Below are 24,513 nucleotides of genomic sequence, written 5' to 3'. Positions count from 1 at the left end.
TTATAGATATTACTGTCTTTCTAAACCAACTACATCACTCATATTAACAATTTCAATAACTTTTTCTTTTGGAGTAGGCTTGATTATATGCTTGTTTGCTTCTGGAGGCACATCAGTAAAATTCATAGCATTTAGATCATAACTGATATATCCTTCGTTAATACCTGCTGCATAAACTCCAGTAGGGCTATTACCTTGATATGCTGCAATATCTTTATATGAGACTATTAGGTTTTTTAGATCTTTAATAGTAGTCCATAAAGTCATAGAAACCTCATATGGTGGTACAGCGACATTATTAATAATTGATGAAGCATGGAAACAAGCTTCTCTATTTGATTGAGGCTCAGGAACTAGTTGAGAGAGAATATAAGCTCTGACAAACCTAGATACTCCACTGAAGTCTCCAGGCATACCTATCAATTGAGCAACCTCAGGACGAGAACTTGAAACAGTATCTTTATAGTTTATTGTTTTATCAGAAAATTGACTATTGCTACCCTCAAATGGTTCTAATAAAGATTTATATTCTTTGATATTCTCTAAATGCCAATCATAAGTAGGTGCATTAGTTAAGACATTACCAGCATTTTTATGAATGTACATTTTACCACCAATAAACTCTATCACAGCACTGTTGCCATTAGCATCTCTTAGACACATGTGAAGAGGAATATTTTTTATATATATGCCATCTTTTAACTTTACAGCACTATTCACTATCTGATACTCAGATATTAATTTAAGAGCATCAGCTACATCTTTTGCCATAGCTAACAAAAAATTACCTAACTCATACACCGCTAGTGCAGGCCTATTATCATTATCATCATAACTTGGATATACCGTACCATCTAAATACAAGATACTATATGAAAAGCCTTGAGTATTTAAACCATCTGTTACATAACTCTCAAATCCTAATCTACAAAAGTAACCATATTTTGAAGTCCACTTAGCGATTCTGCTTTCAGGAATTTTATCAGCATCTATTACAACATCTGTTACATTTTCAATACCGACATAACCCCAACCATTTTTAAAGGCAATATTTATTGGAAAATCCATAGATCTTGCTTCGATTTTGTATTGATTTTTATTTATAAAAACATTAGTACACATAGTAATCTTACCTTTCAAATTTCATTGCTGGTGCTATACTTACAATATTAATACTACATTATTTTGGAATATAAGAGAATGACTCAAGAGTTTAATAAGATTGTTTTATACAGAATGGTAACACCAGAGAAAACTTGTCCGTATGGTTTAAAAGCAAAAGCGTTATTTGAAGAAAAGGGTTGGTGTTTTGAAGACCATATTTTAAAAACTAGAGCTGAAACAGATGCTTTTAAACATAAGTATAATTTAGAAACTACACCTTTAATATTTATTGATGATAAACAAATTGGTGGTTATAGTGATTTGCTTGAGTTCTTAGGTCAGAAATGAATCAGCAGTTAAAATACTTTGTCTTGTCAACTAAGGTATTACCTGAACATATCGATCCAAATAACCATCTTAATAATATTGTCTATCTTCAATGGATGCAGGATGTGGCTATTGAGCATGTCAAGGCTAATGGCGTATTTGACGTTACAGAGGCTCATGGGCTGACATGGTTTGCTAAGAAGCATACTATAGAGTATCTATCGCAAGGATTTTTAGGTGATGATATCGCTGTAGTTACGTGGGTAGAGAGTATTACCAAGATTTCTACATTTAGAAAGTATCATATTTATAGAAAGTCAGATAAAGCTCTTCTGTGTAAAGCAGATACCCTTTGGGTAATGATAAATGCTCAGAAAGGCAGACCTGCAAAAATACCAACAGAATTAGTTGAAATATTTGATAAATATAATAACTATGAGATTAATAATATTGATAGCTTAATCTAGAAACTAACTTTTAAATTATTTTTTATTATTTTTGACGACTTCTACTGGACCATGATCATCGCAGTGATCTCCATGAGGATGGTGTAATCTACCATCAACAATATAGTCTATATGGTCCCCATGAGGTACTGCCTCATGTCCACAATCTGGACCATGAACATGATCACAACATTCATCCTTGATTGGCTTACACCCATCTGGATTATTAGCTGTGACATCTAGCGTATGCTCATCATAGTGATCATTGTGCTCATGATGAAGATGCCCATCATGTATATAATCATAGTGATCGCCATGTTTAATTTTAGTATGACCACAACCATCCTTATGTTCATGATCGTGATTTTCGTGTACTTTACATTTACTCATAAACTTCTCCTATGTAGGTTTACACTGTTATTTTAACATTTTTTGTCTTAGACCCTCAAATAAATATATAGTGGCTGCTTGAGCTACATTAAGAGATTCAATATCACTTAATGTTGGTATCATCGTCTTTTGGCCTACTGAAAAGTCTTGGATACCATTAGCCTCCTCACCAAATACTAAGATACTATCATTTAATCTAAATTCTCTAGAATAGCAAGAAACTCCCTCATGTGGTGTTGTTAGCCAAATTTTTCGTTCTTTCAGTGCTGGATAGTTTCTTACAGCGCTTAGATTTTCAAAATATCTAAAATTAAGACTAAACTGTGCTCCCATACCAGCTCTTATAGCTTTGGGGTTAAAAGGATCTACAGTGCCATTTATAAGCACTATCTCTGTTAAGCCAACTGCAATGGCTGTCCTTAATATTGTGCCAATATTTCCAGGGTCTTGAATTCTATCTAGTACTAGAATGAAATCATCCTTAAATTCAATGTCAGATGGGGTATCTCTTTTCTTAGCTAAGATTAGCACTCCTTGGGAGTTTTGTGTCTGTGTTAGTTGATGGAAATCTTTCTCTGGAAGAGTATGTTTTATATCAGTAGGGTAGTCATCACTATCGGAGCTTTCTGTTGTTAATAATGCGACTATGTCTTTCTTGGGTAGTCTTGTTAAAGCTTCATTACAGCATCTTAACCCTTCTATAACATAGTATATAGACTTTTTTCTACCTTGAGGTGAATGAAGTTTTTTGATTTCTCTGAGTAGTTTTTGACTTAGATTTTTCATTGAGTAAATATCTAAAATATTTTGGTTGATATTGTATGGGTTTTAATCATGAGATTAAATAGTTACCGTATGTATTTTTGATATAGATACATATAAATGTTATGGTAATATAAATTTTATTCAATATTGGGAATTATTATGCAACGAGAAAAGGGTGCCTATGCGCCAGTTTTTTATCCTGCAATTATTTTAGCTATCATTCTTTCTTTATCGGGGATTTTTTATCCAAATGAGTTTGCCAGTCATATTCAAAACTTACAAAATTTAATTTTGGAGAAATTTGGTTGGACATACATATTGGCAATGAGTATATTTTTGTGTTTGTGTTTGATATTAATGTTCAGTCGATTTGGAGATATCAAACTCGGTCAAGATCATGATTTACCAGAGTATTCAAATGTTTCATGGTTTGCTATGTTATTTGCAGCAGGTATGGGAATTGGTTTGATGTTTTATGGAGTTGCAGAGCCTTTGAAGCATTTTTTAGCGCCACCTAATATATCCTCAGACCAATTAGAAGTCGTTAAAGAAGCTATGAATACGACATTCTTTCACTGGGGAGTAGAAGCCTGGTCTGTATATGCTATTGTTGGTTTATCGCTAGCTTATTTCGCTTATAGACATGATTTACCATTATTACCTCGTTCAGTACTTTATCCAATTTTAGGTAAACATATATATGGTCCTATAGGTCACGCAATAGATGTATTTGCTGTTTTAGGGACTTTATTTGGTGTTGCTACATCTCTAGGTTTTGGTGCAATGCAAGTAAGTGCAGGGATGAATTTTTTGACAGGTTTACCTGATACCATAAATATGCAAGTTATATATATTGTATTTATTGTAGCATTAGCGACTATATCTGTTGCATTAGGACTTGATAAAGGTATTAAAGCATTAAGTAACTTTAATATTGTATTAGCAGTAGTACTATTAGCTTTTGTATTATTGTTAGGTAATACAGCAGGGTTGGTACGTGATTATATCCAAAATATTGGCTACTATTTGAGTACTATAGTGAATCAGACCTTCAATCTCTACGCATATAATCGAGAGAATCAAGAATGGTTACAAAACTGGACTCTATTTTATTGGGGATGGTGGATAGCTTGGTCTCCATTTGTTGGGATGTTTATTGCTAAAGTATCCAAAGGAAGAACAGTTCGTCAGTTTACTATTGGTGTACTATTTATACCTGTTGGTTTTACATTTTTGTGGATGACTGTTTTTGGAAATTCTGCTATTGAAATAGCTATGAATGGTAATGGTGAAGCTTTGATAGATGCCGCAAATAATAATATACCAGTAGCATTATTTGAATTTTTACAACACTTTCCATTTTCTACAGTATTATCAATATTAGCAGTATTTTTGATTGTAACATTCTTTGTTACATCTGCAGATAGTGGTGCCTTAGTTATAGATATCTTAGCCACAGGTAATGCCAAACAATCAATGACATTACAGCGTATCGCTTGGTCAGTACTTAGCGGTTTGCTTGCAATATCTTTAATATTAGCAGGTGGATTACAGGCTCTTCAGTCTGCAACTATAATTAGTGCGTTTCCGCTATTATTTATCTTACTCTTAATGTGTATTTCTTTAATTAAATCTTTAAGGTTGGATTATTTGAGGCTTAAAAGTATTGAGACACATTCAACTGTTGTTCAATTTGCAAAAGCAAACACATCTTGGCAAAAAAGATTAGAAGCAATTGCTCATAAGCCATCGAAAGATCAGGCCATAGAGTTTTTACAAAAAGATGTCACAACAGCTATAATCGAAGTTGCGGATGAAATGGAAAAAAATGGTATTAATACAGAAGTTATTAGAGACCATGATCATATACAATTAACAATTTCAATAGAAGGTAATGAAGACTTTGTATATAGTGTTATGTTAAGAGCATATCAGTCAAAGTTGGACAATTATAATAGAGTCGAGGTGCTTTTGAGTCATGGTGGACAGTACTATGATATTATGGGATATTCAAAAGATCAGGTTATTGCAGATATAGTCAATCAATATGATAAACATTTGCATTACTTACATTTAGCTGTTGCTGATAAAGATATTCTTAATTAAGCATTGCGTAGTTGAGATTAAGTATCCACGCAAAACCTACCCATAAAAGATATGGTATAAGCAAGTACCCAGCAATTTTGTTTATATCTAGAAATACCTTTAGGTTCCATGCTATAAGCACCCATAAGATAGACATCTCAATAAGAGCTAAATCAATATTGTGCCAGCAAAAAAATATGAAGCTCCACAAAAAGTTTAAGCCTAACTGAATTGCGTAAATAATAAAATTTTTTTCTCTTAGAGCCTTTTGTTTGAATACTATCCATCCAGATATTGCAATCATAATATATAAAACTGTCCAAACTGGCGCAAATAACCAGTTAGGTGGTGCAAAAAAAGGATATTCAAGTTTTACAAACCATGTTGGAATGTTTGTTGATGTTAGGGTGCCGACACACATGCCTATTCCTAAAATAACTATTATAAAGAAAGTTAAAGAGATATAGTCTTTACTTTTTATATTACAAGTCAATTTGCTTTCTCCTTAATCGTGCTGAAAAATAGCTTTTAATATCATATAAATATTGTAGATTAGAATATACATTTTTTTGAGTTTATATGATAATTATTAACAATATTTAATAGCTAGAGGTCTTATAATGTTAAAAACTAAAAGTTTAACACCAGAACAATATGAAATTATAATTAATAAAGCTACGGAGCATCCTTTCACAGGAAGATACAATGATTTAGATCAAGCAGGTACGTACATCTGTCGTAATTGTGGTACACCATTATTCAAGGCTGATAGTAAATTTATTTCAACATGTGGGTGGCCTAGTTATGATATACATATTGATAACAATGTAAAAGAGTTACCAGATGCTGATGGCAGAAGGACAGAAATTCTGTGTAATAAATGTGATGGCCACCTGGGACATATATTTCATGGAGAAGGATATACTAAACTAAATACGCGTTACTGTGTCAACTCAGCATCTGTAGATTTTGTTGCAGCAGAAAATTTAGGTGAAACTGAAGAAGTTATCGTAGCAGCAGGCTGTTTTTGGGGTGTGGAATATTACATGAAAAAACTCAAAGGAGTTGTATTTGCTGAATCAGGGTATTGTGGTGGAGACCAGCCAAACCCAGATTATAAAAAAGTTTGTGCAGGAAATACTGGATATTTAGAAGTTGTCAGAATAATTTTTGAGAAAGAAAAAATATCACTAGAAGAAGTTCTAAAATATTTTTTTGAAATACATGATTTTGAGCAAGTTGATGGTCAGGGTCCAGATATTGGGGAGCAATATAAATCAGCAATATTTTATTATAATGAAGAGCAGAAAAAGATAGCTGAAAGCATAAAGTCTGAGCTTATTGATAAAGGATATAAGGTTGTTACAGATGTTAGAGAAGCTAAGCCATATTATGTAGCTGAAGAATATCATCTAGACTATTATATGAAGCAAGGTTCTCTTCCATACTGTCATGCACGCAAAAAAATATTTTAAATAAAAGATTTTTCTTCTGGAAAAAGTCTGCTCTTAATGCTCATAAAGATAATAATTGAAATTACAATAAATGCGAGTTGTTGAGCTGGGATACCAACCATTAGTTTTGATATTGATATAAAGCTTAAGAAAAACCCTGCTAAGGCAGCAACCATAAATTTTACTAGTCTAATTATCGCATTGCCGGCAGCATAACCTTCTTTAAGAATATCAAGAGCTTTTGATGTAGTAATAATATTTACTAAAGCAAAGCATCCTGTTGCTAAAGCATTTAATATAATAAATATATAGATATTATTAAATAAGTATGAGTTTAATATGTTAAGCGATATTACTGCTATGGCTAAATAATATCCAGTTACAATAAGATCTTTTTGATTATGTACTGTCTGTTTTCTCTTGATAAAGCTGCCTGCAAATATTATGCCAAACATATTTAATGCAAATAATATGCAATATTGAGTGTAGCCAAGGTGATAATATTCAATTATCAAATTTGATGATGTGCTAATAAAGCTAAATAATGCGCCAAAACATAAAGCTCCTGTCAGAGCTCCGACAACAAATGGTAAGTTAGCCATGTGAATGATATATACTTTAAAACTTCTAGCTAAACTCTTAGAGCGCTTATGTGTAGGGAGTGTTTCTGGCATAATCAATGTTATAACTAATAAAACAACACCATAGATAGTTAGGAAGTGGAAGATATCTTGCCATCTTCCAGTTGTATAAATGATAATACTACCTATTATAGGAGCAACTATTGGAGCAATCATAAATATCATCACCATTGTTGCTACAGTCTTGACTAGTTTTTGACCTCTATAACAGTCTTTTAATATTGCCATAGCTGCAACAGATGCTGGAGAATCTCCAAGACCTTGTAAAAATCTCATGAATATCAAAGTATCAAAACTATGTGTAAATGAGCATAAGATAGTACTTGCAATGTAGATAATCATACCGATAATAAGTATCTTCTTACGACCAAAGCTATCTGATAACGCGCCCCAGAAAAACATACCTACACCAAAACCTATAAAGTATGTAGAGATGGTAATAGCAAGTTTATTTACATCAACATTAAAGAAGTTACCTATATTACCAAAAGCTGGGATATAAGCATCTATGGCAAAGGGCGGTAGAGCCACAAAGATTACGACAAAGAAAACAAGATACTTACTACCTTTTCTAATTTTTAACATAAGAATTATTTTTACTAATTTTGATGATATATCTTATCAGATAAATTAGGCAATATTTAGTAATTAAGTGCCATGAATAATAAAGAAATGATTAGAGTAAGTATAGATACTAATTAAGCTTCAACGTTATCATCTGAACTGCTAGGTTGATTAGCCGCAACAGAACTGCCTGAATCTGTAACAGGAGCTTCAGTTAGGCTTGGTTGAGTAGTATTTGTATCACTACTAGTTGTAGCCGTGCTAGGAGCCGATGTATTGTCTGTGACCGTCGCATTAGTAGTTGTTGATTTTGCTTTGTCAATCGCTGACTGAATATCGCTAGCACCTGTGTAGCCACCTATCACAGTTGTATTATCAGCATTAGCATTAGTTGCTGGAGCGATTACTAAGAATGGAGTTCCTTGAATACCAAGATCCTCAAAACCTAATTTCAAAGTATCTTTTAGATGATCTGCAATCTTATCATCTTTGATTGCTTTCTTGACTTTAGCAAGATCAGCACCTGACTGAGTAGCTACTTTGTCTACAGTAGAGTTTTTGAGTTTACCTTCATCCTCACCTGTAGCGAAGATACCGTTATGGTATTTCACATAAGCATCAGCACCATACAGTTTATATATAGCAGTACCTACTTCGGCAGCGTATTCAGAAGCCGGAGCTCTTTCACCAAATATTGGGAATTCTGCAAAAACGATTTGTACATTACTATTATCGTGCATTATTTTTTCTATTTGTGGAGCAAGTTTCGAACAATACATACACTGATAGTCAAAGAATTCATATACAACCACTTTCGGATTTTTAACATCAGATTTCGGTGTAAGATCAGATCCATAAATACTATCTCTAACCTTTAAGAAGCTAGAAACTCTTTCTTCACTCATTTTTTGCTGTACTTTGTTACGTAGAGTTTCCATGTTTTTTGCTATTTCTTCAGGAGAGATAGCAGGTTTTTTCGCATTTAGAGCATCAGAGAAGCCCTCAACAATTTTGTCATCGTTAAGGTTGTATGATTTTACATTTTTATCAGCTTCTACAGTAGCACCCATACCATATCCGATAGTATAACTAGCATTTTTAGTAATAGTGTCTGTATTCTGTGTTGCAACGTCAGCAGTTGGAGTAGCAACTGAAGATCCAGAGTTTGTAACAGCTTCAGTAGTAGACTTATCTTTACTTGAGCTATCAGAACATGCAACTAAGCTTGTTGCTATTGCAGCTACAGCTAAAGCTTTTAATAGTTTCTTTTTAGTCATTATAATTAACTCCCTTAATTATTTCTTCTGAGCAGCGACAGCTTGTTGTTGGAATTGCAACATTGCATTTTGCATTTGATCTGGAGTAAGCTTAGATTTACCTCCAGAAATACCATCTTTTAGACCACTAACAACTTCTTGGTTGTCAGTAGTAATATTGTTTTGGTCCATTTGAGTTTTCAATGCTTGGCCCATAGTGTAGCCAACTGAGTAGCTAAGATCATCCTGATTATCTGCAGCTGCAAAAGCGCCACCAATAAGTGAACCAGCAACTAATGGTGCTATAAGTAGAGTTTTAGTTAATTTCATTATTTAGTTTCTCCTGTAGTTTTGGAAATGTCTATCCTAAGTTATTCTAACAAACCGGTTGTAAATCACAATCTTTTATCTATTTTACTTAGCTTAATTTGTTTATTTAATGCCCACTCAATATGTTCTAAAATGATTTTATTGTCTATAAATTCATTTTTCTTATTTTCTAATGATAGTATATTTTCTTGCTTATATGGTGAATTTCCAATACCAACTGCTATATTCCTTATCCAAGCATCATAACCAATTCTTCTAATTGCCGAACCTTGTGTATATTTATCAAAATCTTTTTTAGACCATGAGAATAGTTCAAGAAGTGGCTTGTTTATTAAAAAATCTCGTTGTTGGAAGTCTTTTTCTGTAGTTACTGGAGCATTATTGTTAAAAGGGCAGACTAATTGGCAGTCATCGCAACCGTATATTCTTGTGCCAATTTTATCTCGAAGTTCTAATGGTATAGGCCCTTTGTTTTCTATTGTTAGATATGAGATACATTTTCGTGAATCAATCATTTTACCATGCTGAATTGCTCCAGTTGGACATAACTTGATACATGCTTGGCATTTGCCACAAGAATCTTGATGCTTTGGTAAGTTAGGTAAGTCTGACAGATCAAGATTACTATAAATAACACCGATGAAAAAAAATGAACCTTGTAACTTGTTCATGAGCATAGAACTCTTGCCTTGCCAGCCCAAACCTGCTTTTTCGGCTAGTGGGCGTTCTAAGACTGGGGCACTATCTGTAAAAACTCTAAATTGATGGCCACCTGTAAGATCGTCTATATATTCTCCGAGTTTTTGAAGTTTTTTTTTCATTACTTTATGATAATCTCTACCATGAGCGTATATCGAGATTTCTGCAATGTTAGTTTGCGATCTTAGTCTTTTGACTTCATTTTTAATAGTTACGGGTCTATTGAGGTAGTTTAATGTAGCAACAATTACACTATTAGTTCCAGGGACTAGTTCATCTGGTACAAATCTTTTTGAACCATGTTTGGTCATATATTCAAGATCGGCCTGATAGTTGTTTTCTATCCATTTATCATAATGAGGAATATATTCAGATAAGTCGCAATCAGATTTAGAAATGGATGATAAACCAAGATCTGCAGTAGCAAATTTTTGTACTTGTTGCCACTGCTCTAGAGAAAGCTTTAGCTTCATTATTAGTCTTCTTTACGTTGAATATCCCAAAGCTTTTCTAGTGCATATAATTCTCTAGTTTCTTCAAGCATTACATGTACAACAATATCGCCAATATCGACCAAAACCCAGTCAGATTTATTGTCGCCTTCAACACCCAGTATTGATACTTTATTGTTTTTAAGTTCTTGTTCTAGATTTCTTGCAAGTGATTTGGCGTGAGTCGTTGATGATGCTGTAGCGATCACTATTTTATCCATCATGTCAGTAAGGTGCTCTACATCAATTGCTTGAATGTTTTGGCCTTTTAAATCATCTAGAGCATCTAGAATAATCTGTAGTCTTTGATCAGTAGTCATGAATTTGATTTAATTATTGTTTATAAATTTAGCCTAAGATTATACCATAAGTTAGTTTAAATAATGATATCATTATATAAACAAATAGTTTCAGAGGATCAAAGATGAAGAAAAAGAATTTATTTCTATTCATACTTTTAGTAATTTTGACTGTAATAGTTTTGCTTTTATTCTATAGATTTGCTCAATGGTATGAACAAAAGTTAGGAACAATATTTTCATATATTGTAATGATAGGAATTACTCTGTTTGTATTTACACCTTTTAAGTTTATTAAAGATAACAAAGCAAAAGTAAATATAATCAATTACTTTAAATATTTAGGAGCAAGTATTCTAAAAGTAGCTCAAATAGTTGTCACTATTATTAAAGAAGCTAGTTTAACCATAATGTATCTTGTTACACGATTATTTGCTAAAGACTCATCAGAAAGTAAGTAAGACTAAATTCATAAATGAAATATACAGCTGAACAACAAAAAATCATTACCCATGATTTGAATAAGCATGCCTTAGTCTCTGCAGTCGCAGGCAGTGGAAAGACTCAAACCTTAATAGCCAGGATTGAGTATCTGATTAGTAATAATGTTCCACCTAACAGGATATTGGTTCTAATGTATAACAAATCAGCTCAACTTGATTTTGCAGAGAGACTTAGAAAAGTCATTAAAGCTGATATTGCAAGATTAATTAATGTCAGAACAATGCATTCTTTGGGAAATAGTTTTTTACAAGCTTTCGCAAAAGCAGGGTATGTCAAAGTAAATAAAATCCTCAAAGAATATGAGGTTGATACAATAATTCTAAAGTTACTTAAACTGCGCCAAAAAGAATTTAAAATAACTAAAGAAGTTGATAGTGAGAGAGTAGAGGTATTTAAAGAGTATATTTCATTATTGAAATCAGATTTATCTCTCAGCAATAAGAAAATCAATGATCTTAATGCTAAAGAGAAGAAACTTTTAGATAAGGTGTTCTCAGAATTTCTTAAAGAGTGTGAGATTCAGCAAGCCATAACTTATGATGATATGATATATCTTCCAGCTAAGCTGTTTGAAAAAGATAAAAATAGTGTTACTCAGGCTAGTAGTTTATACTCTCACATAATTATAGATGAGTATCAGGATATTAATCAGGCTCAACAGTTTTTTTTAAAGTGTTTGGTTGGGCAGAATACCTATATTATGGCTGTAGGAGATGTTGATCAGACTATATATCAGTGGCGAGGCTCTACTCCGTATTATATGTTAGAGGGTTTCAAAAAAGATTTTAAGGATGTAAAGCAGTATAGTCTTTCATATACGTTTAGATATGGGGACTTAGTATCTTTGATGGCAAATAATATTATAACTAATAATAAAAAACGTCATGATAATTTATGTATAACATATCCAAAACTAGATAAAGCAACTGATATTAGTATTCTTGATAGTAGTGATAAAGTTGTCCTTAAACTTAAAGCATTGATTGATAGTGGTGTTAAAGCTAGCGATATAGCAATTCTTGTGCGTAAATATAACTCAACAACAGTGTTTGAATTAAGTTGTCTTTATCATGATCTAGCTTACAATGTCATTGCGGATAAAAATATTTTTAGTGAAAACCTATTTAAAGCCATATATGGTTATTTGATGTTATTTAACAAAGCTAAAGGATTTGCAAAGCATAGTGTTGAGCAAAGAGTTGATTTTATTAAATCTATGCTTGACTATCCATCACTATATCTCAAAAAAGATGCTAAACAAAATTTAGCAAATAAAATAGCACAAGATATTTCAGCTAGCATGAATATAATTTCAGAACTCACCAAAACAGTTGATAAACCATTTAAAGAGAAAAATATATTAGCAGTATCAGCTAGTTGGAGAGCTATTTTTAATAATACTCGGATTAAAAAGTCTGAGAGAGCTATAAATTTTATATTAGAAACTCTAGATCTTGAAAAACAAATTTCTAAAGTCTCTGGTGAAACACATTCAAGTAAATCTAAACTACAGATCATAGATGGAATGAGTAGTTTTGCTAAGGGTAAGAAAAGTTCGCTATCAGAGTTTATAGAGCTTTTATATCAGCTATATATAAAATCAGATCAACAAGGTGAAAATGATCCAAATCAAATTCAGATCATGTCAATGCATAGAGCAAAAGGTCTGGAATGGGATTATGTTGTTGTTCATGATGCTACAGAAGGAGGTTTTTTTGGAGAAAAGAACTCTAAAATTAGTGATGAGACAATTGAAGAAGAACGAAGATTGTTCTATGTGGCAATTACACGAGTTAAAAAACACCTCTTTATAGTATCTTCTGATGATATTAGTCGTTTGTCATCGTGGTATGAAATCAAAAAAAACACATACCCCAAGGATTTGAAATGTAAAAATAGCTTGAGATTTCTATATGAAGGTAATCTGAAAGACTGTCAATTACATTTAGAAAATATAAATGATAATGAAAGAAAGTCTTCTAACAAGATCTTCAGACGATACTATGAAAAACTATCAAAAGAGAATTAATTAGATTTATCTTGTAAAGATTCGTTTGGAGTGTCAACTTTCGGTGCTAAATCATCTTTAGATTCAAAAGGTTGGTCTGAGAAATACATAGCTGGATGAGCTATGATTTTGTTGTCATCTATCTTGTTACACCACTGGCCATTCTTATCAATGCTAGCCGAAAAGCCATCAAGAATTTGAATATATTTCTTCCAACACTGTGCTTTAAACATTGCTTTTTTACCTGTGGTAACATTAGTTTTGTGCCAGGTTTTACCGTTATCAGATGACTCTAAATATGTTATCAAGCAGTAATCATGTGGTTTTGGCATTTGAGCTTCTTTTTCTGCTTCAGCAGCTTTTTCCTCTAGCTCAGACTGATAGTGAAAATAATAAGTAATACCTGAAACAGCTATTATTAGACCTACTATTATTGTGAAGATAAATAACTTCTTTTTCATTTTAAAACTTACATGAAAATAACGACTTATTTACGATTATATACTTAATTATATCCAAATGCGATTGGTAGAGTTTATTTTGTTTACTAAAATAGTTTATAATACTAGCTGTTTTGAATTTAATTTAAATATCTGTAGGCGCTATCTACTGGAAGGTAAACTATGATTTCTACTAAAGAATTACGTACTAAATTTATCAACTATTTTGAGTCTAAGAATCACTCGCACCAGCCAAGCTCATCTTTAATACCATTTGGGGATGATACGTTGTTATTTACAAATGCAGGTATGGTGCAATTTAAAGATGTATTTTTGGGGTTAGAAAAGAGAGATTTTTCTCGTGCTGTAACAGTTCAGAAATGTCTCAGAGCTGGTGGTAAACATAATGATTTAGATAATGTTGGCTATACAGCTAGACATCATACTTTTTTTGAGATGCTTGGTAATTTTAGTTTTGGTGATTATTTTAAAAAAGATGCTATTAGTTTTGCTTGGGAGTTTCTAACTAAAGAAATCAAACTACCTGCGGAAAAACTATGGGTGACTATATATGTTACAGATGATGAAGCATTTGATGTGTGGCATAATCATATTGGTTTACCAAAAGAAAGAATCATACGAATAGACTCAAATGATAATTTTTGGTCTATGGGAGATACAGGTCCGTGTGGTCCTTGTACTGAAATCTTCTATGATCATGGTGAAGATGTTGCAGGAGGCTTACCCGGTACACCTGAAGAAGATGGAGATAGATATATTGAAATCTGGAATATAGTGTTTATGCAGTATAATCGCCATGCTGATGGTACAACTACTGATTTACCTAAACCATCTGTCGATACTGGTATGGGGTTAGAGAGAATCGCAGCTGTACTACAAGATGTTCATAGTAATTATGATATAGATTTATTTCAGGCGCTAATTAAAAAAGCCCAAGAAGTTACTAATGCGTGTGATACAAGTTCACCATCATTAAAAGTGGTTGCAGATCATATACGTTCATGTGCTTTTTTAATTGCAGATGGTGTTTTACCATCAAATGAAGGTAGAGGATATGTTTTAAGAAGAATTATTCGTAGAGCAATTCGTCATGGTAATAAGCTTGGCGCTAAGGATATATTCTTTTACAAGTTAGTGGCAGAGCTTATTAATCAAATGGGTGAGGCATATCCTCAGCTAATAGATAAGAGAGAGCTTATTGAAAAGACTCTTATCAAAGAAGAAGAACTATTTTTAAAAACAATTGAAAATGGTATTAAAATTTTTGATGCAGAAGTATCTGAATTAAAAGGAGATATTATTTCTGGTGAAATAGCATTTAAGCTCTATGATACTTATGGTTTCCCTTTTGACTTGACTGCAGATATGGCAAGAGAAAAAGGTTTGAAAGTTGATGAAGAAGCATTTAAAAAGCAAATGCAACAACAAAAACAAAGGTCAAAAGAGGCTGGTAAATTTAATATTGATTATAATAATACTATTAATTCACAAGTAAAATCAGAGTTTAAAGGTTATTCAACGTTATTTGAAGATGCTAAAGTGCTAGAGATATTCCAAGATGGACAACATGTAAATACTATTAGTAATGGATCTTCGGCAGTTATTGTCCTTGATAAAACACCTTTTTATGCTGAAGCAGGCGGACAAGTTGGTGATAAAGGCATATTAGAGGGTGTAGGTGTTGAATTTATAGTTGATGATGTCCAAAAGTCTGGTGAAGCAGTTCTACACATCGGTAAATTGGCTAAAGGAGTTTTAAACACTAGTGATGAAGTTTCTGCAAGAGTTAATAATTTGAGACGGCTTGCAACTGCTGCTAATCATAGTGCGACACATCTACTGCATAAAGCTTTAAAAGTTGTTCTAGGTGATCATGCTGAACAAAAAGGCTCACTTGTTGACGATGGTAAGTTAAGGTTTGATTTTACTCATGATAAGGCCATATCTCGTGCTGAAATTGAACAAATTGAAATTTTAGTTAATCAGCAAATTAGAGCGAACTATCCTGTGGCTACTATTGAGACATCACAAGAAAAAGCTAAATCACTAGGAGCAGAGGCTCTGTTTGGTGAGAAATATGGAGATATAGTAAGAGTAATTTCAATGGGAGATTTTTCTATTGAGCTTTGTGGAGGAACTCATGTTGCATATACTGGAGATATTGGATTATTCAAAATAGTATCAGAAAGTGGTATTGCATCTGGTATTAGAAGAATAGAGGCTATTACCGCAGATAAGGCTATAAAACATACATTTACTTATGAAAATAAGTTGACAGCTGTGAAAGAAGCTATCAAATCAAATGATGCTAACTTATTAGAAAAGCTACAATCATTGTTAGAGCAGTTAAAAAAACAAGAAAAAGAAATCACAAAGCTTAAAAAAGACCTACTATCTGGAACAAGTAATGATATTAAAGAATCTATAATTGGTGACATTAAAGTTGTAGTAGCTAATTTGAAAGAAGTAGATATTAAGACTTTGAGAGAAAAGATTGATGATTATAAATCTAAAAATGATAAGATAGTTTCAGTGTTGAGTACTATAAATGCTGATAAAGTGCAATTTGTGATCGGAGTGAGTAAATCTATTACATCATTAATCAAGGCTGGAGATATAGCTAAGGAGTTTAGTGGGTATATAGATGGTAAAGGCGGTGGTCGTCCAGATATGGCTCAAGGTGGAGGGAACAACTCTGCTAACATTGATGAGGCTCTAAGTAACTTAGAACAATATATCATAAATAATATAAGACAGTAGAGTTTGGTTTTGAAAAGGCTGTATAGACACTTATTAATATCATTTGGAATATTTGGCTTTTGTGTTAGTTCTGTAGCTAATACTATTGCTGATTATACAGATACAGTAAAACAATCTATACAAAATTCACCACAATACAAGTTTATTGGCTTTCAGTTAAACTCCGTGCAGATGGATCCAGCGATTCAACTAGGTAGATTATTACCTAGGATAGATATTGGAGGATCTATTAAAGCAACAAACATTATAGATCAAGAAACTATGGCAGATGGGGATATTGCTGGAGGGCGTTTTGATTCTATCCAAGGAAATATTTCACTAACTCAGCCATTATATGATTACGGAGCTTATAAGGATCTTCAGTCAGCACAAGAAACAGCACAGTTTGCTCAACAGGATTATAGAACTAATTATCAGCAGTTCTTATATGACACAAGTTATGCTTATTTTAATTTAGCCAAGACAATAAAAAATGTTGAGTATACTTCGTATAACTTAAAATCAAATAAACAAAGCTTAAATGAATTAGAAAGTAAATTTAAAGCGGGTACAGCCGATATCGCTGATTATGAAACAGTAAAAGCAAACTACTATATTGCTGAAGCTAGCTATGCAGCAGCTAAAAGAGAAGAAAAAGTTGCTCGAGCAGAGTTGCGTAAGTTCACTAATAATGATGATGATGTTGTTTTATATAGTAATGACTTTAAGATTAAGGATCCGTCACCTAATACTGAAGAAGGTTGGGAAGAGCTTACAATGCGAAGTAGCCCATCATATTTAGGTTCTGTACATACAAAAGAGAGTAATTACTATAACTATCAATCTGCGACAAGCTCATTTATGCCTAAAGTTAATTTTGAAGTTAAATACTCTCCAGGTTTTAATGATGTTAGTTCGCTGGGTAACCCCGTGTTTGATAATTTTCTATCATCAAAAGGTACAGTAAATGCTTTTTATTTTGGGATTAATCTTACTTGGAGTATTTTTTCTGGTGGTACAGATTATGCTCTACTTAAAAAGGCTGCATATAATTATCAGTCCTCTGAATTTGATATGATCCAAACAGGAAGGGTTGCTCAGAATGACGCGATGTATGCTTTTAGGTTTGTTCAGCTTAAAAAGAAAGAAATCGAATCTCTGCGTAAATCTGTTGCAGCTGCAAAAATAGCTTATGAAAAGTATAAAGAAAGATATAATCAAGGAACGACAACTATTACTCAGTACTTTATACTTTTAAATAATTATTATCAATTTCTTATCCAGTTAAATAATACTGAGTTTGATTATATTATGGGCTTTTTGAGCTTGTATAAAACTGCAGGTATTTTAACTTCTAATACCGTTCAGGATTTTAATAACTGGTTAATACTAAATCAAGATGTGGAGTTATAATTATGTATATTTCAACTAAACTACAGTGTTTTTTATATCAGCAAGAAAGTGACTCTAAGCCTGTTTACCTAATTAAAAAATCAAATTTCTCAGATTGGCTTTGCAAGCAAGATAGTTTAACTCAAAATTTTGTAAAACTGTTTGAAAGCAAAAAAACAGTTCTAGCTATTCCTGATAATAACGGCAATATTGAGAAAATAGTATGTATAGTTACAAAAGATATGTACAGTTTAGCTGCACTAACTAGTGAATTACCTAGAGGTAATTATCATATAGAGTATTCTGAGATTGGGGATTTATCCCTATACTATATTGGCTTTGCATTGGCAAGCTATAAGTTTGAAAAATATAAATCTAAATCACAGCCGATTAATGTTAAATTATTCTTGCCAGAGAATTATACCTACCTTTTAACAACAGTTGAGGCAAATTATATAGTTAGAGATATGATTACGACTCCTGCTGAAGATATGGGTCCTGAAGATATTTCTAATATTATCAAAAATGTTGCTAAAGAGTTTGGGGCTACAATTGAAGAAGTTGTTGGTGAGGAGCTTAAAGAACAAGGGTATATGGGAATTTATACTGTTGGTAAGGCTAGTCATAGACCTCCAAGATTAGTTAAATTAAATTGGGGTAATGATAATCACCCTAAAATTTCTATAGTTGGTAAAGGTGTGGCTTTTGATACAGGTGGCCTTGATGTAAAAGCAGCTCAGTTTATGTTGTTGATGCATAAAGATATGGGTGGTGCTGCAAATGCTCTAGGTCTTGCTTATATGATTATGAAACATAATCTTCCAGTAAGATTGACTTTATCAATACCGACAGTTGAAAACGCTGTAGATGCGAAGTCATATCGCCCTAGTGATATCATTAAGATGAAAAATGGAACAACAGTTCAAGTTACTAATACTGATGCTGAAGGAAGATTGATTTTAGCTGAACCACTACATGAAGAGGCTACTAAAAATCCAGAATATTTAATAGACTTTTCAACTCTAACAGGAGCTGCAAGAGTCGCAGTGGGTGATAAAATTTCAGCATTTTTCTGTAATAATGATGATGTTGCAAGAGATGTTTACAATTATGGAGAAATCGAGCAAGATCAGACTTGGAGACTCCCGTTAGCTGATTGTTATAGAAAAAATCTTGATACTGAGTTTGCAGATATATCACACTGTGAGCTGTCAACTTTTGCAGGAGCTGTAAAGGCAGCACTGTTTATGGAGCACTTTGTAGGTGTTGAGAATGCCCCTACTTGGATTCATTTTGACATAATGGCTTGGAATGTTGCTAACTCTCCAGGTAAGCCAAAAGGTGGAGAAATGATGGGTGTTAGAACAATGTTTAAAATGTTGGAAGAGAAATACAGCAAATAAATTTTAAATAATTAATATTTACTTTATTTACTAATATTTTCGAAGTTGTATACTTTATTAATGAATTATAAAAATCTTATTATATAACTATGCAAAAATCGTTATTAGAACAGCTTAAAGAAGTAACTATGGTAGTCGCTGATACAGGTGACTTTGAGTTAATTGAAAAATTCAAACCAGTTGATGCTACTACAAATCCTAGTTTGATTTTAAAAGCTGTTAAAGATCCAAAATATTCTAAGTTAGTTACAGATACTATAGATAAATTTAAGCAAAATAATCCTGAGCTCAAAAAAGATGATCTTATTAAAGAAGTTGCTATTGAGATATTAGTATCTTTTGGAATAAAAATATTGGATGTGATTGATGGGAAGGTGTCTAGTGAAGTAGATGCAAGAGCATCCTTTAACTCTGCAGAAACAATTGATTATGCTAGAAAAATAATTAAAAAATATGAGTCTTACGGAGTTTCAAAAGATCGAATTTTGATAAAAATAGCAGCTACCTGGGAAGGTATAAAGGCTGCTAAATTATTACAAAAAGAAGGTATTAATTGTAATTTAACACTTATTTTTGACCAGATTCAAGCTCAGGCATGCGCTGAGGCTGGAGTTTACTTAGTATCACCATTTGTTGGAAGAATCACAGATTGGCAAATGCAACAGAGCAAACTTGATGATTTTCCTGCTGTAGTTGATGATGATGGTATAAATTCTGTTAGAGCTATATACAAATTGTATAAAGATTGTGGTTTTAAAACCATTGTGATGGGAGCAAGCTTTAGAAGTGCCAAGCAGGTGGTAGCATTAGCAGGTTGTGATGCTTTGACTATATCACCAGCATTGCTTGAAGAGCTTGAAAATAGTTTTGAAAGCTTGGAAGTTAAATTAAAACGTTCTAATGATGTTAGTACCCAAGTGCCACAAGTTACAGAATCTGATTTTCGTTGGCAAATGAATGAGAATTCTATGGCAACTACAAAATTAGCTGAAGGAATTAGGCAATTTGCAAAAGACACCGTTGAATTGGAAAACATAATAACAAAACATTTATAAATAAGAGGTTAATATGAAAAAAACTTTATTAGTATCGGCATTGAGTTCTATTTTTATGGCTCCGTTTGTTTCTTTTGCTAATGATGATCAAGAATACTTAAATCCTAGAAGTGACACACAATTGCATTCTCAGCGTCAGATGATCAACCAGAGAAATAGTCAAGCTTCACAAATGCCTAAGAAACATCAATTAGGTATCACAGAAGAAGATATGAGAGTTCCCGGCGAATCAAGTAGTAAATCTCGTAATATGAGTACTAAAAAGGGCTGGGGAAGTGCTAATGAACAAGAAAAAAAGTCAAAGAGTAATGAAGACTCGGATGATGAAAACCCTAACTTATCTGATTTAGCTAATCCTGCGCCTAAAAATATTCATAGTAATTTATCAATAAGTGATGAAGATAGAGCATTAAATAGGCAGATGATGTTATCTGGCCCTAAAGGTGGTTTTCAAAATAATCAGCCAAGAGGTATTGGTGGCTCGAGTGCTAACCTATAGTCAAAACATAATTGCTTACATTATCCAAATATACTAAAATCTATTAGTTTAAATAATTTAATTCGCTTAGGTCTTTAAATGAACTTTCAGTATAATAATTTTAAAATTTTAGAAATAAATGGATTAGATACCATAAAGTTTCTTCAAGGTTTAGCAACATCAGATTTAAGTCAACTATCTAATGATAATAACTTATTGATGACTGCTTTTGCCAACTTAAAAGGACGAATAATTTCCTTATGTTTTGTGAAGTATATTTCTAGCGAAAAGCTATTGCTTTCAGTTGAACAGAGCATCGTTGATAATTTACTTACTTGGTTAAAAAAGTATGGAATGTTTTCTAAAATTAGTTTTACAGTTAATGAAGATTATGCATTATTTTTTACTAAAGAAGGATTTTTAAATCATAATATTTTAGTTAAGAATACTCTAAATTCTGATACTACATACGAGCAAATACAAAAAACTAATATTTTGAATAAACTTGCTGTCATCAATCAAAATAATATTGAGAAGTTTCTTCCAGCAGAGTTAGATCTTGATAACGTAGAAAAAGTTATTAGTTATACTAAAGGTTGCTATATGGGACAAGAAGTAATAGCTAGGATGCATTATAAAGCTAACTTAAAAAAAGAGCTTGCAGTTGTAAAAGCAGACAAAGATATTGAAGCTTTGGACCTGAAGACTTGTGATAGTAAACCTCTAGCAAATGTTATAAATAAAGTCTATGTAGACGGTGTATGCTATATGCTGGTGGTGTTTCATAAAGAAGCAACAGAGGTTGAGTATCAGCTAGAAAATGAAATAATTATAACTAAATGCTAAATAATCTTAATCAGCAGCAACAGCAAGCTGTAAAATATACTAGTACTCCCTTACTAGTGCTAGCTGGAGCTGGTAGTGGCAAAACTAGTGTGATTATTGAAAAAATTTCTTATTTAATAGAACAACTTTTGTATCCCGCTAAGAGTGTTTTAGCTGTTACATTTACGAATAAAGCAGCTAGAGAGATGCAAGAGCGCGTTAAATCTCGGCTTGATAAAGAAAAATCAAAGGGGTTGATGATTTCAACGTTCCATTCACTTGGTTTAACAATTTTAAAAAAACATTTTTTAGATTTGGGGTATAAGAAAAACTTTACACTTTTTGATAGTCACGACTCACTTGCGTTAATATACGATATTGCGTACGAGGAATATCAGTTACCTAAACAAAATGCTGGGTTTATTCAATCAAAAATATCATTTTGGAAATCAGCGTTACTAACACCTAATGAAATACAACCTAAGGACGATCTTGAAGAGCAAGCAGCTTTTATATATAAAGAATATCAAAAATATCTAAAATCTTATAACTCTTTTGACTTTGATGATCTTATATTTCAACCGATACAGTTATTTAAAAATTACTCAAATATTCAGAAATTATGGTCAGACAAGTTTAGATATATTCTCATTGATGAGTATCAAGATACCAATGAGTCGCAATATCAGCTTTTAAAGTATTTGACTCAGGGTAAAAATAAATTCACAGTTGTAGGAGATGATGATCAGTCTATATATGCATGGAGAGGTTCTCGACCTGAAAATTTACGCCATTTGCAAGAAGATTTCAAAGACCTAAAAGTTATTAAGCTAGAACAAAATTATCGCTCTACAGGCAGGATACTTAATGTTGCAAATAAGCTTATTGAAAATAACAGCCATATTTTTGACAAAAAACTTTGGTCAAATAAAGATTATGGTGAGCAAATTAAGGTTATTAGTCTTACAAATGATGAGGATGAGGCACAATTTATAACTAGTGATATTTTTTTTGATAGGGTAAAAACAAAATCTAAAAACTCTGATTACGCCATACTAATTAGAAGTAATTACCAAGCATACTTACTTGAAAGATATATGCAAATGCACAAAATCCCTTATACAATTAGCGGCGGAAGTTCATTTTTTTCCAAATCAGAAATCAAAGATATCATTTCGTATTTAAGGTTAATAGTTAATCCGGATGATGATAGAGCATTTTTACGTGTTGTAAATACTCCCAAACGTGAGGTTGGAAGTGCTACTATTCATAAATTAGGACAGTATGCAAGTTATCATCACTGTAGCTTTTTCCATACTTTATATAATTTAGAAAAGTTTGAAATACGCGATTTTACCAAAAAAAACTTATCATCTTTTAAAGATTTGATACTGAATACACAGCAAGAAATAAATTCAAGTATATCTGCTCAAGAGTTAAAAAATATAATTAATAATTTTATTGATAATATTTCATACCGACAGTGGCTTATAGATTCTAGTTCTTCAGAGAAACAAGCAGAGTTTAGATATGCGAATGTTATTGAGGTTGTTAAATGGATTGTTAACCAGCTTGAAGGCGAATCATATAATGCTCTTGAGTCACTTGCTTTAGTTTTAAATAAAATGCTTTTGATCGATATCTTAGATAGAGATAATGAGGATAAAAATGATAATCAGGTTCAAATCATAACTATGCATGCTTCCAAAGGTTTGGAATTCAAAAAAGTTTATATAATGGGAATGGAAGAAGGAATTTTGCCACATCAGCAAAGTATTGAGGAAGATTCCATAGAGGATGAGCGCCGATTAGCTTATGTTGCGATCACTAGAGCTAGAGAAAATTTGACTATAACAATGACAAAGCATCGTAAAAAATTTGGTGAAAAACAGATTTCTATTCCAAGTAGATTTATTGATGAATTGCCAGAATCGGATCTATACTGGGTAGGCACAGAAAAAGAGTGTGCAGAAACGCGTCAGCAAAATTCTAAGCAGAATATATCAGCACTTAAAGATATGTTTAGCTAGATTAATATTTTTTCTTAGAAATTATAATTATTCCTCGTGACTTGTTAGTCGAAGAGTCTTTGGACTGGATTGCTTGATATAAGTCAATAGTTCTTATCCAAGCTGAAGGGTATTTATATCTGGCGACGTCCATAAGCAACCACATATCTTCTCTAGGGTTGTATGCTGCTAGTGGTGAAAAATGTCCTCCTCCTTGAGCTCCCATATCACTACGTTTATAATTTATAATTATATAATCTCCTTTTTTCATTGATGATAGCATTGTATTAAGGAACTGTTCTTGATTTTTAAATTCGCTCGCGTGAATTACTTTTACATAAGCCTTAGGGCCTATCGTTTTTTGTTTGTTGATTAGCTCAGCAGTTTGCTCAATAGATAACCCTTTTGCATATACCCATTGAGGAGTTATACCAGATTTAATTAAAGCTTTATTATAGAAAATGTTATTTTGATCAAATATTGAATATTGCATGTGAGCTGGTGATAGACTTGGCTCAATTTTTAGAGCATTTAATACCATGACAGCGGAGGCTGGACCACAGAACGTAGTGCCTTTCTCAGTGGTAAAATATTCTGCAAGTTGCCAATATTGTTGTGAGTATTTTTCTGGTGCTGATTTTAATAAATACTGTCCTTGTAAGCTAGAGAAAGCGATTGTATTTTTAGGTAGGACTAGTTGTTTTGCAAAACAACAGTTGATTAAAACTACTAAAAAGATAACTATATTAAAAGCTTTTTTCATATTATTTTAGAAATTTTAATTTGAA

The 24,513-nt window shown here is 32.4% G+C and carries 24 protein-coding genes; 13 read left to right on the top strand and 11 right to left on the bottom strand.

The annotated features are described in order from the left end of the window. Positions 1-9: 9 nt before the first annotated feature. A complete protein-coding gene (locus F0R75_RS04450; protein WP_149368177.1) occupies positions 10-1,122 on the bottom strand; it encodes a linear amide C-N hydrolase in 1,113 nt (370 codons plus the stop codon). A gap of 78 nt (positions 1,123-1,200) precedes the next feature. Here F0R75_RS04450 and F0R75_RS04445 point away from each other — a divergent pair, with 78 nt between their 5' ends. Beyond that, on the top strand, positions 1,201-1,452 hold the full coding sequence (locus F0R75_RS04445; protein ID WP_004287665.1) for a glutaredoxin domain-containing protein: 252 nt from the start codon (positions 1,201-1,203) through the stop codon (positions 1,450-1,452). Then, positions 1,449-1,898, top strand: a complete 450-nt coding sequence (locus tag F0R75_RS04440) for an acyl-CoA thioesterase (RefSeq protein WP_149368178.1) — start codon at positions 1,449-1,451, stop codon at positions 1,896-1,898. Before F0R75_RS04445 ends, F0R75_RS04440 begins: the two co-directional genes overlap by 4 nt. Positions 1,899-1,913: 15 nt before the next feature. Here F0R75_RS04440 and F0R75_RS04435 read toward each other — a convergent pair whose 3' ends face one another. Both F0R75_RS04435 and F0R75_RS04430 read right to left on the bottom strand, forming a co-directional pair. After that, on the bottom strand, positions 1,914-2,267 hold the full coding sequence (locus F0R75_RS04435; RefSeq protein WP_149368179.1) for a hypothetical protein: 354 nt from the start codon (positions 2,265-2,267) through the stop codon (positions 1,914-1,916). Positions 2,268-2,294: 27 nt separating this feature from the next. After that, positions 2,295-3,053 (bottom strand): TrmH family RNA methyltransferase, encoded by a 759-nt coding sequence (locus tag F0R75_RS04430; RefSeq protein WP_149368180.1) that lies wholly within the window; start codon positions 3,051-3,053, stop codon positions 2,295-2,297. Positions 3,054-3,191: 138 nt separating this feature from the next. On the opposite strand from F0R75_RS04430, the gene F0R75_RS04425 reads away from it, so the two are divergent. Continuing rightward, positions 3,192-5,138 carry a BCCT family transporter gene (locus tag F0R75_RS04425; protein ID WP_149368181.1) on the top strand — a complete coding sequence of 649 codons (1,947 nt, stop codon included), beginning with the start codon at positions 3,192-3,194 and terminating at the stop codon, positions 5,136-5,138. Here F0R75_RS04425 and F0R75_RS04420 read toward each other — a convergent pair. Continuing rightward, positions 5,131-5,538, bottom strand: a complete 408-nt coding sequence (locus F0R75_RS04420; RefSeq protein WP_246145989.1) for a TspO/MBR family protein — start codon at positions 5,536-5,538, stop codon at positions 5,131-5,133. The two genes, F0R75_RS04425 and F0R75_RS04420, sit on opposite strands and share 8 nt — an antisense overlap. Positions 5,539-5,737: 199 nt before the next feature. On the opposite strand from F0R75_RS04420, the gene F0R75_RS04415 reads away from it, so the two are divergent. Further along, complete coding sequence (locus F0R75_RS04415; protein WP_149368183.1) at positions 5,738-6,592, top strand: bifunctional methionine sulfoxide reductase B/A protein; 855 nt, start codon at positions 5,738-5,740, stop codon at positions 6,590-6,592. On the opposite strand, the gene F0R75_RS04410 is transcribed toward F0R75_RS04415, so the two are convergent. The 5 genes from F0R75_RS04410 to rsfS form a co-directional block, all read right to left on the bottom strand. Next, entirely contained in the window at positions 6,589-7,797 is a 1,209-nt protein-coding gene (locus tag F0R75_RS04410; RefSeq protein WP_013923217.1) for a multidrug effflux MFS transporter, read from the bottom strand. The two genes, F0R75_RS04415 and F0R75_RS04410, sit on opposite strands and share 4 nt — an antisense overlap. Before the next feature lie 113 nt (positions 7,798-7,910). Then, positions 7,911-9,053, bottom strand: a complete 1,143-nt coding sequence (locus tag F0R75_RS04405; protein ID WP_149368184.1) for a DsbA family protein — start codon at positions 9,051-9,053, stop codon at positions 7,911-7,913. Positions 9,054-9,071: 18 nt separating this feature from the next. Beyond that, complete coding sequence (locus tag F0R75_RS04400) at positions 9,072-9,362, bottom strand: FKBP-type peptidyl-prolyl cis-trans isomerase N-terminal domain-containing protein (RefSeq protein WP_149368185.1); 291 nt, start codon at positions 9,360-9,362, stop codon at positions 9,072-9,074. A gap of 65 nt (positions 9,363-9,427) precedes the next feature. Beyond that, complete coding sequence (gene queG, locus F0R75_RS04395) at positions 9,428-10,534, bottom strand: tRNA epoxyqueuosine(34) reductase QueG (RefSeq protein WP_149368186.1); 1,107 nt, start codon at positions 10,532-10,534, stop codon at positions 9,428-9,430. A gap of 2 nt (positions 10,535-10,536) precedes the next feature. Then, positions 10,537-10,872 carry a ribosome silencing factor gene (gene rsfS, locus F0R75_RS04390; RefSeq protein ID WP_146421309.1) on the bottom strand — a complete coding sequence of 112 codons (336 nt, stop codon included), beginning with the start codon at positions 10,870-10,872 and terminating at the stop codon, positions 10,537-10,539. A gap of 104 nt (positions 10,873-10,976) precedes the next feature. Between rsfS and F0R75_RS04385 the strand changes: the two genes are divergently transcribed. Both F0R75_RS04385 and F0R75_RS04380 read left to right on the top strand, forming a co-directional pair. Next, positions 10,977-11,312 carry a hypothetical protein gene (locus tag F0R75_RS04385; RefSeq protein WP_149368187.1) on the top strand — a complete coding sequence of 112 codons (336 nt, stop codon included), beginning with the start codon at positions 10,977-10,979 and terminating at the stop codon, positions 11,310-11,312. A 14-nt stretch (positions 11,313-11,326) separates the two neighbouring features. Beyond that, the gene (locus tag F0R75_RS04380) at positions 11,327-13,384 is read left to right on the top strand and encodes an ATP-dependent helicase (protein ID WP_149368188.1); all 2,058 of its coding nucleotides are present in this window, start codon (positions 11,327-11,329) and stop codon (positions 13,382-13,384) included. Here the strand turns inward: F0R75_RS04380 and F0R75_RS04375 are convergent. Continuing rightward, entirely contained in the window at positions 13,381-13,824 is a 444-nt protein-coding gene (locus F0R75_RS04375; protein WP_013923210.1) for a hypothetical protein, read from the bottom strand. The genes F0R75_RS04380 and F0R75_RS04375 overlap by 4 nt on opposite strands. A gap of 162 nt (positions 13,825-13,986) precedes the next feature. Here F0R75_RS04375 and alaS point away from each other — a divergent pair, with 162 nt between their 5' ends. The 7 genes from alaS (at position 13,987) to F0R75_RS04340 (ending at position 23,746) form a co-directional block, all read left to right on the top strand. Next, positions 13,987-16,584 carry an alanine--tRNA ligase gene (gene alaS / locus F0R75_RS04370; RefSeq protein ID WP_149368189.1) on the top strand — a complete coding sequence of 866 codons (2,598 nt, stop codon included), beginning with the start codon at positions 13,987-13,989 and terminating at the stop codon, positions 16,582-16,584. A 9-nt stretch (positions 16,585-16,593) separates the two neighbouring features. Then, positions 16,594-17,976, top strand: coding sequence for a TolC family protein (locus tag F0R75_RS04365; protein WP_149368190.1), 1,383 nt, complete (start codon positions 16,594-16,596; stop codon positions 17,974-17,976). A gap of 2 nt (positions 17,977-17,978) precedes the next feature. Next, positions 17,979-19,358 carry a M17 family metallopeptidase gene (locus F0R75_RS04360; protein ID WP_149368191.1) on the top strand — a complete coding sequence of 460 codons (1,380 nt, stop codon included), beginning with the start codon at positions 17,979-17,981 and terminating at the stop codon, positions 19,356-19,358. A gap of 89 nt (positions 19,359-19,447) precedes the next feature. Further along, positions 19,448-20,413 (top strand): transaldolase, encoded by a 966-nt coding sequence (gene tal / locus F0R75_RS04355; RefSeq protein WP_149368192.1) that lies wholly within the window; start codon positions 19,448-19,450, stop codon positions 20,411-20,413. A gap of 13 nt (positions 20,414-20,426) precedes the next feature. Beyond that, positions 20,427-20,912 carry a hypothetical protein gene (locus tag F0R75_RS04350; protein ID WP_146421315.1) on the top strand — a complete coding sequence of 162 codons (486 nt, stop codon included), beginning with the start codon at positions 20,427-20,429 and terminating at the stop codon, positions 20,910-20,912. A gap of 78 nt (positions 20,913-20,990) precedes the next feature. Then, positions 20,991-21,737 carry a CAF17-like 4Fe-4S cluster assembly/insertion protein YgfZ gene (gene ygfZ, locus F0R75_RS04345; protein ID WP_149368193.1) on the top strand — a complete coding sequence of 249 codons (747 nt, stop codon included), beginning with the start codon at positions 20,991-20,993 and terminating at the stop codon, positions 21,735-21,737. Next, on the top strand, positions 21,731-23,746 hold the full coding sequence (locus F0R75_RS04340; RefSeq protein ID WP_149368194.1) for a UvrD-helicase domain-containing protein: 2,016 nt from the start codon (positions 21,731-21,733) through the stop codon (positions 23,744-23,746). Before ygfZ ends, F0R75_RS04340 begins: the two co-directional genes overlap by 7 nt. Before the next feature lies 1 nt (position 23,747). Here the strand turns inward: F0R75_RS04340 and F0R75_RS04335 are convergent, their stop codons facing one another. Further along, positions 23,748-24,488 carry a phytochelatin synthase family protein gene (locus F0R75_RS04335; RefSeq protein ID WP_149368195.1) on the bottom strand — a complete coding sequence of 247 codons (741 nt, stop codon included), beginning with the start codon at positions 24,486-24,488 and terminating at the stop codon, positions 23,748-23,750. Between the last annotated feature and the right edge of the window lie 25 nt (positions 24,489-24,513).

Source organism: Francisella marina (genome assembly GCF_008369785.1).
Classification (GTDB): domain Bacteria; phylum Pseudomonadota; class Gammaproteobacteria; order Francisellales; family Francisellaceae; genus Francisella; species Francisella salimarina.
This window is presented reverse-complemented; position numbering and strand designations above follow the sequence as displayed.

Bases quoted from the DNA above. Each gene is read 5' to 3' on its own strand.
- F0R75_RS04450 (WP_149368177.1), bottom strand. From the start codon at position 1,122: ATGTGTACTAATGTTTTTATAAATAAAAATCAATACAAAATCGAAGCA.
- F0R75_RS04445 (WP_004287665.1), top strand. From the start codon at position 1,201: ATGACTCAAGAGTTTAATAAGATTGTTTTATACAGAATGGTAACACCA.
- F0R75_RS04440 (WP_149368178.1), top strand. From the start codon at position 1,449: ATGAATCAGCAGTTAAAATACTTTGTCTTGTCAACTAAGGTATTACCT.
- F0R75_RS04435 (WP_149368179.1), bottom strand. From the start codon at position 2,267: ATGAGTAAATGTAAAGTACACGAAAATCACGATCATGAACATAAGGAT.
- F0R75_RS04430 (WP_149368180.1), bottom strand. From the start codon at position 3,053: ATGAAAAATCTAAGTCAAAAACTACTCAGAGAAATCAAAAAACTTCAT.
- F0R75_RS04425 (WP_149368181.1), top strand. From the start codon at position 3,192: ATGCAACGAGAAAAGGGTGCCTATGCGCCAGTTTTTTATCCTGCAATT.
- F0R75_RS04420 (WP_246145989.1), bottom strand. From the start codon at position 5,538: ATGTGTGTCGGCACCCTAACATCAACAAACATTCCAACATGGTTTGTA.
- F0R75_RS04415 (WP_149368183.1), top strand. From the start codon at position 5,738: ATGTTAAAAACTAAAAGTTTAACACCAGAACAATATGAAATTATAATT.
- F0R75_RS04410 (WP_013923217.1), bottom strand. From the start codon at position 7,797: ATGTTAAAAATTAGAAAAGGTAGTAAGTATCTTGTTTTCTTTGTCGTA.
- F0R75_RS04405 (WP_149368184.1), bottom strand. From the start codon at position 9,053: ATGACTAAAAAGAAACTATTAAAAGCTTTAGCTGTAGCTGCAATAGCA.
- F0R75_RS04400 (WP_149368185.1), bottom strand. From the start codon at position 9,362: ATGAAATTAACTAAAACTCTACTTATAGCACCATTAGTTGCTGGTTCA.
- queG (WP_149368186.1), bottom strand. From the start codon at position 10,534: ATGAAGCTAAAGCTTTCTCTAGAGCAGTGGCAACAAGTACAAAAATTT.
- rsfS (WP_146421309.1), bottom strand. From the start codon at position 10,872: ATGACTACTGATCAAAGACTACAGATTATTCTAGATGCTCTAGATGAT.
- F0R75_RS04385 (WP_149368187.1), top strand. From the start codon at position 10,977: ATGAAGAAAAAGAATTTATTTCTATTCATACTTTTAGTAATTTTGACT.
- F0R75_RS04380 (WP_149368188.1), top strand. From the start codon at position 11,327: ATGAAATATACAGCTGAACAACAAAAAATCATTACCCATGATTTGAAT.
- F0R75_RS04375 (WP_013923210.1), bottom strand. From the start codon at position 13,824: ATGAAAAAGAAGTTATTTATCTTCACAATAATAGTAGGTCTAATAATA.
- alaS (WP_149368189.1), top strand. From the start codon at position 13,987: ATGATTTCTACTAAAGAATTACGTACTAAATTTATCAACTATTTTGAG.
- F0R75_RS04360 (WP_149368191.1), top strand. From the start codon at position 17,979: ATGTATATTTCAACTAAACTACAGTGTTTTTTATATCAGCAAGAAAGT.
- tal (WP_149368192.1), top strand. From the start codon at position 19,448: ATGCAAAAATCGTTATTAGAACAGCTTAAAGAAGTAACTATGGTAGTC.
- F0R75_RS04350 (WP_146421315.1), top strand. From the start codon at position 20,427: ATGAAAAAAACTTTATTAGTATCGGCATTGAGTTCTATTTTTATGGCT.
- ygfZ (WP_149368193.1), top strand. From the start codon at position 20,991: ATGAACTTTCAGTATAATAATTTTAAAATTTTAGAAATAAATGGATTA.
- F0R75_RS04340 (WP_149368194.1), top strand. From the start codon at position 21,731: ATGCTAAATAATCTTAATCAGCAGCAACAGCAAGCTGTAAAATATACT.
- F0R75_RS04335 (WP_149368195.1), bottom strand. From the start codon at position 24,488: ATGAAAAAAGCTTTTAATATAGTTATCTTTTTAGTAGTTTTAATCAAC.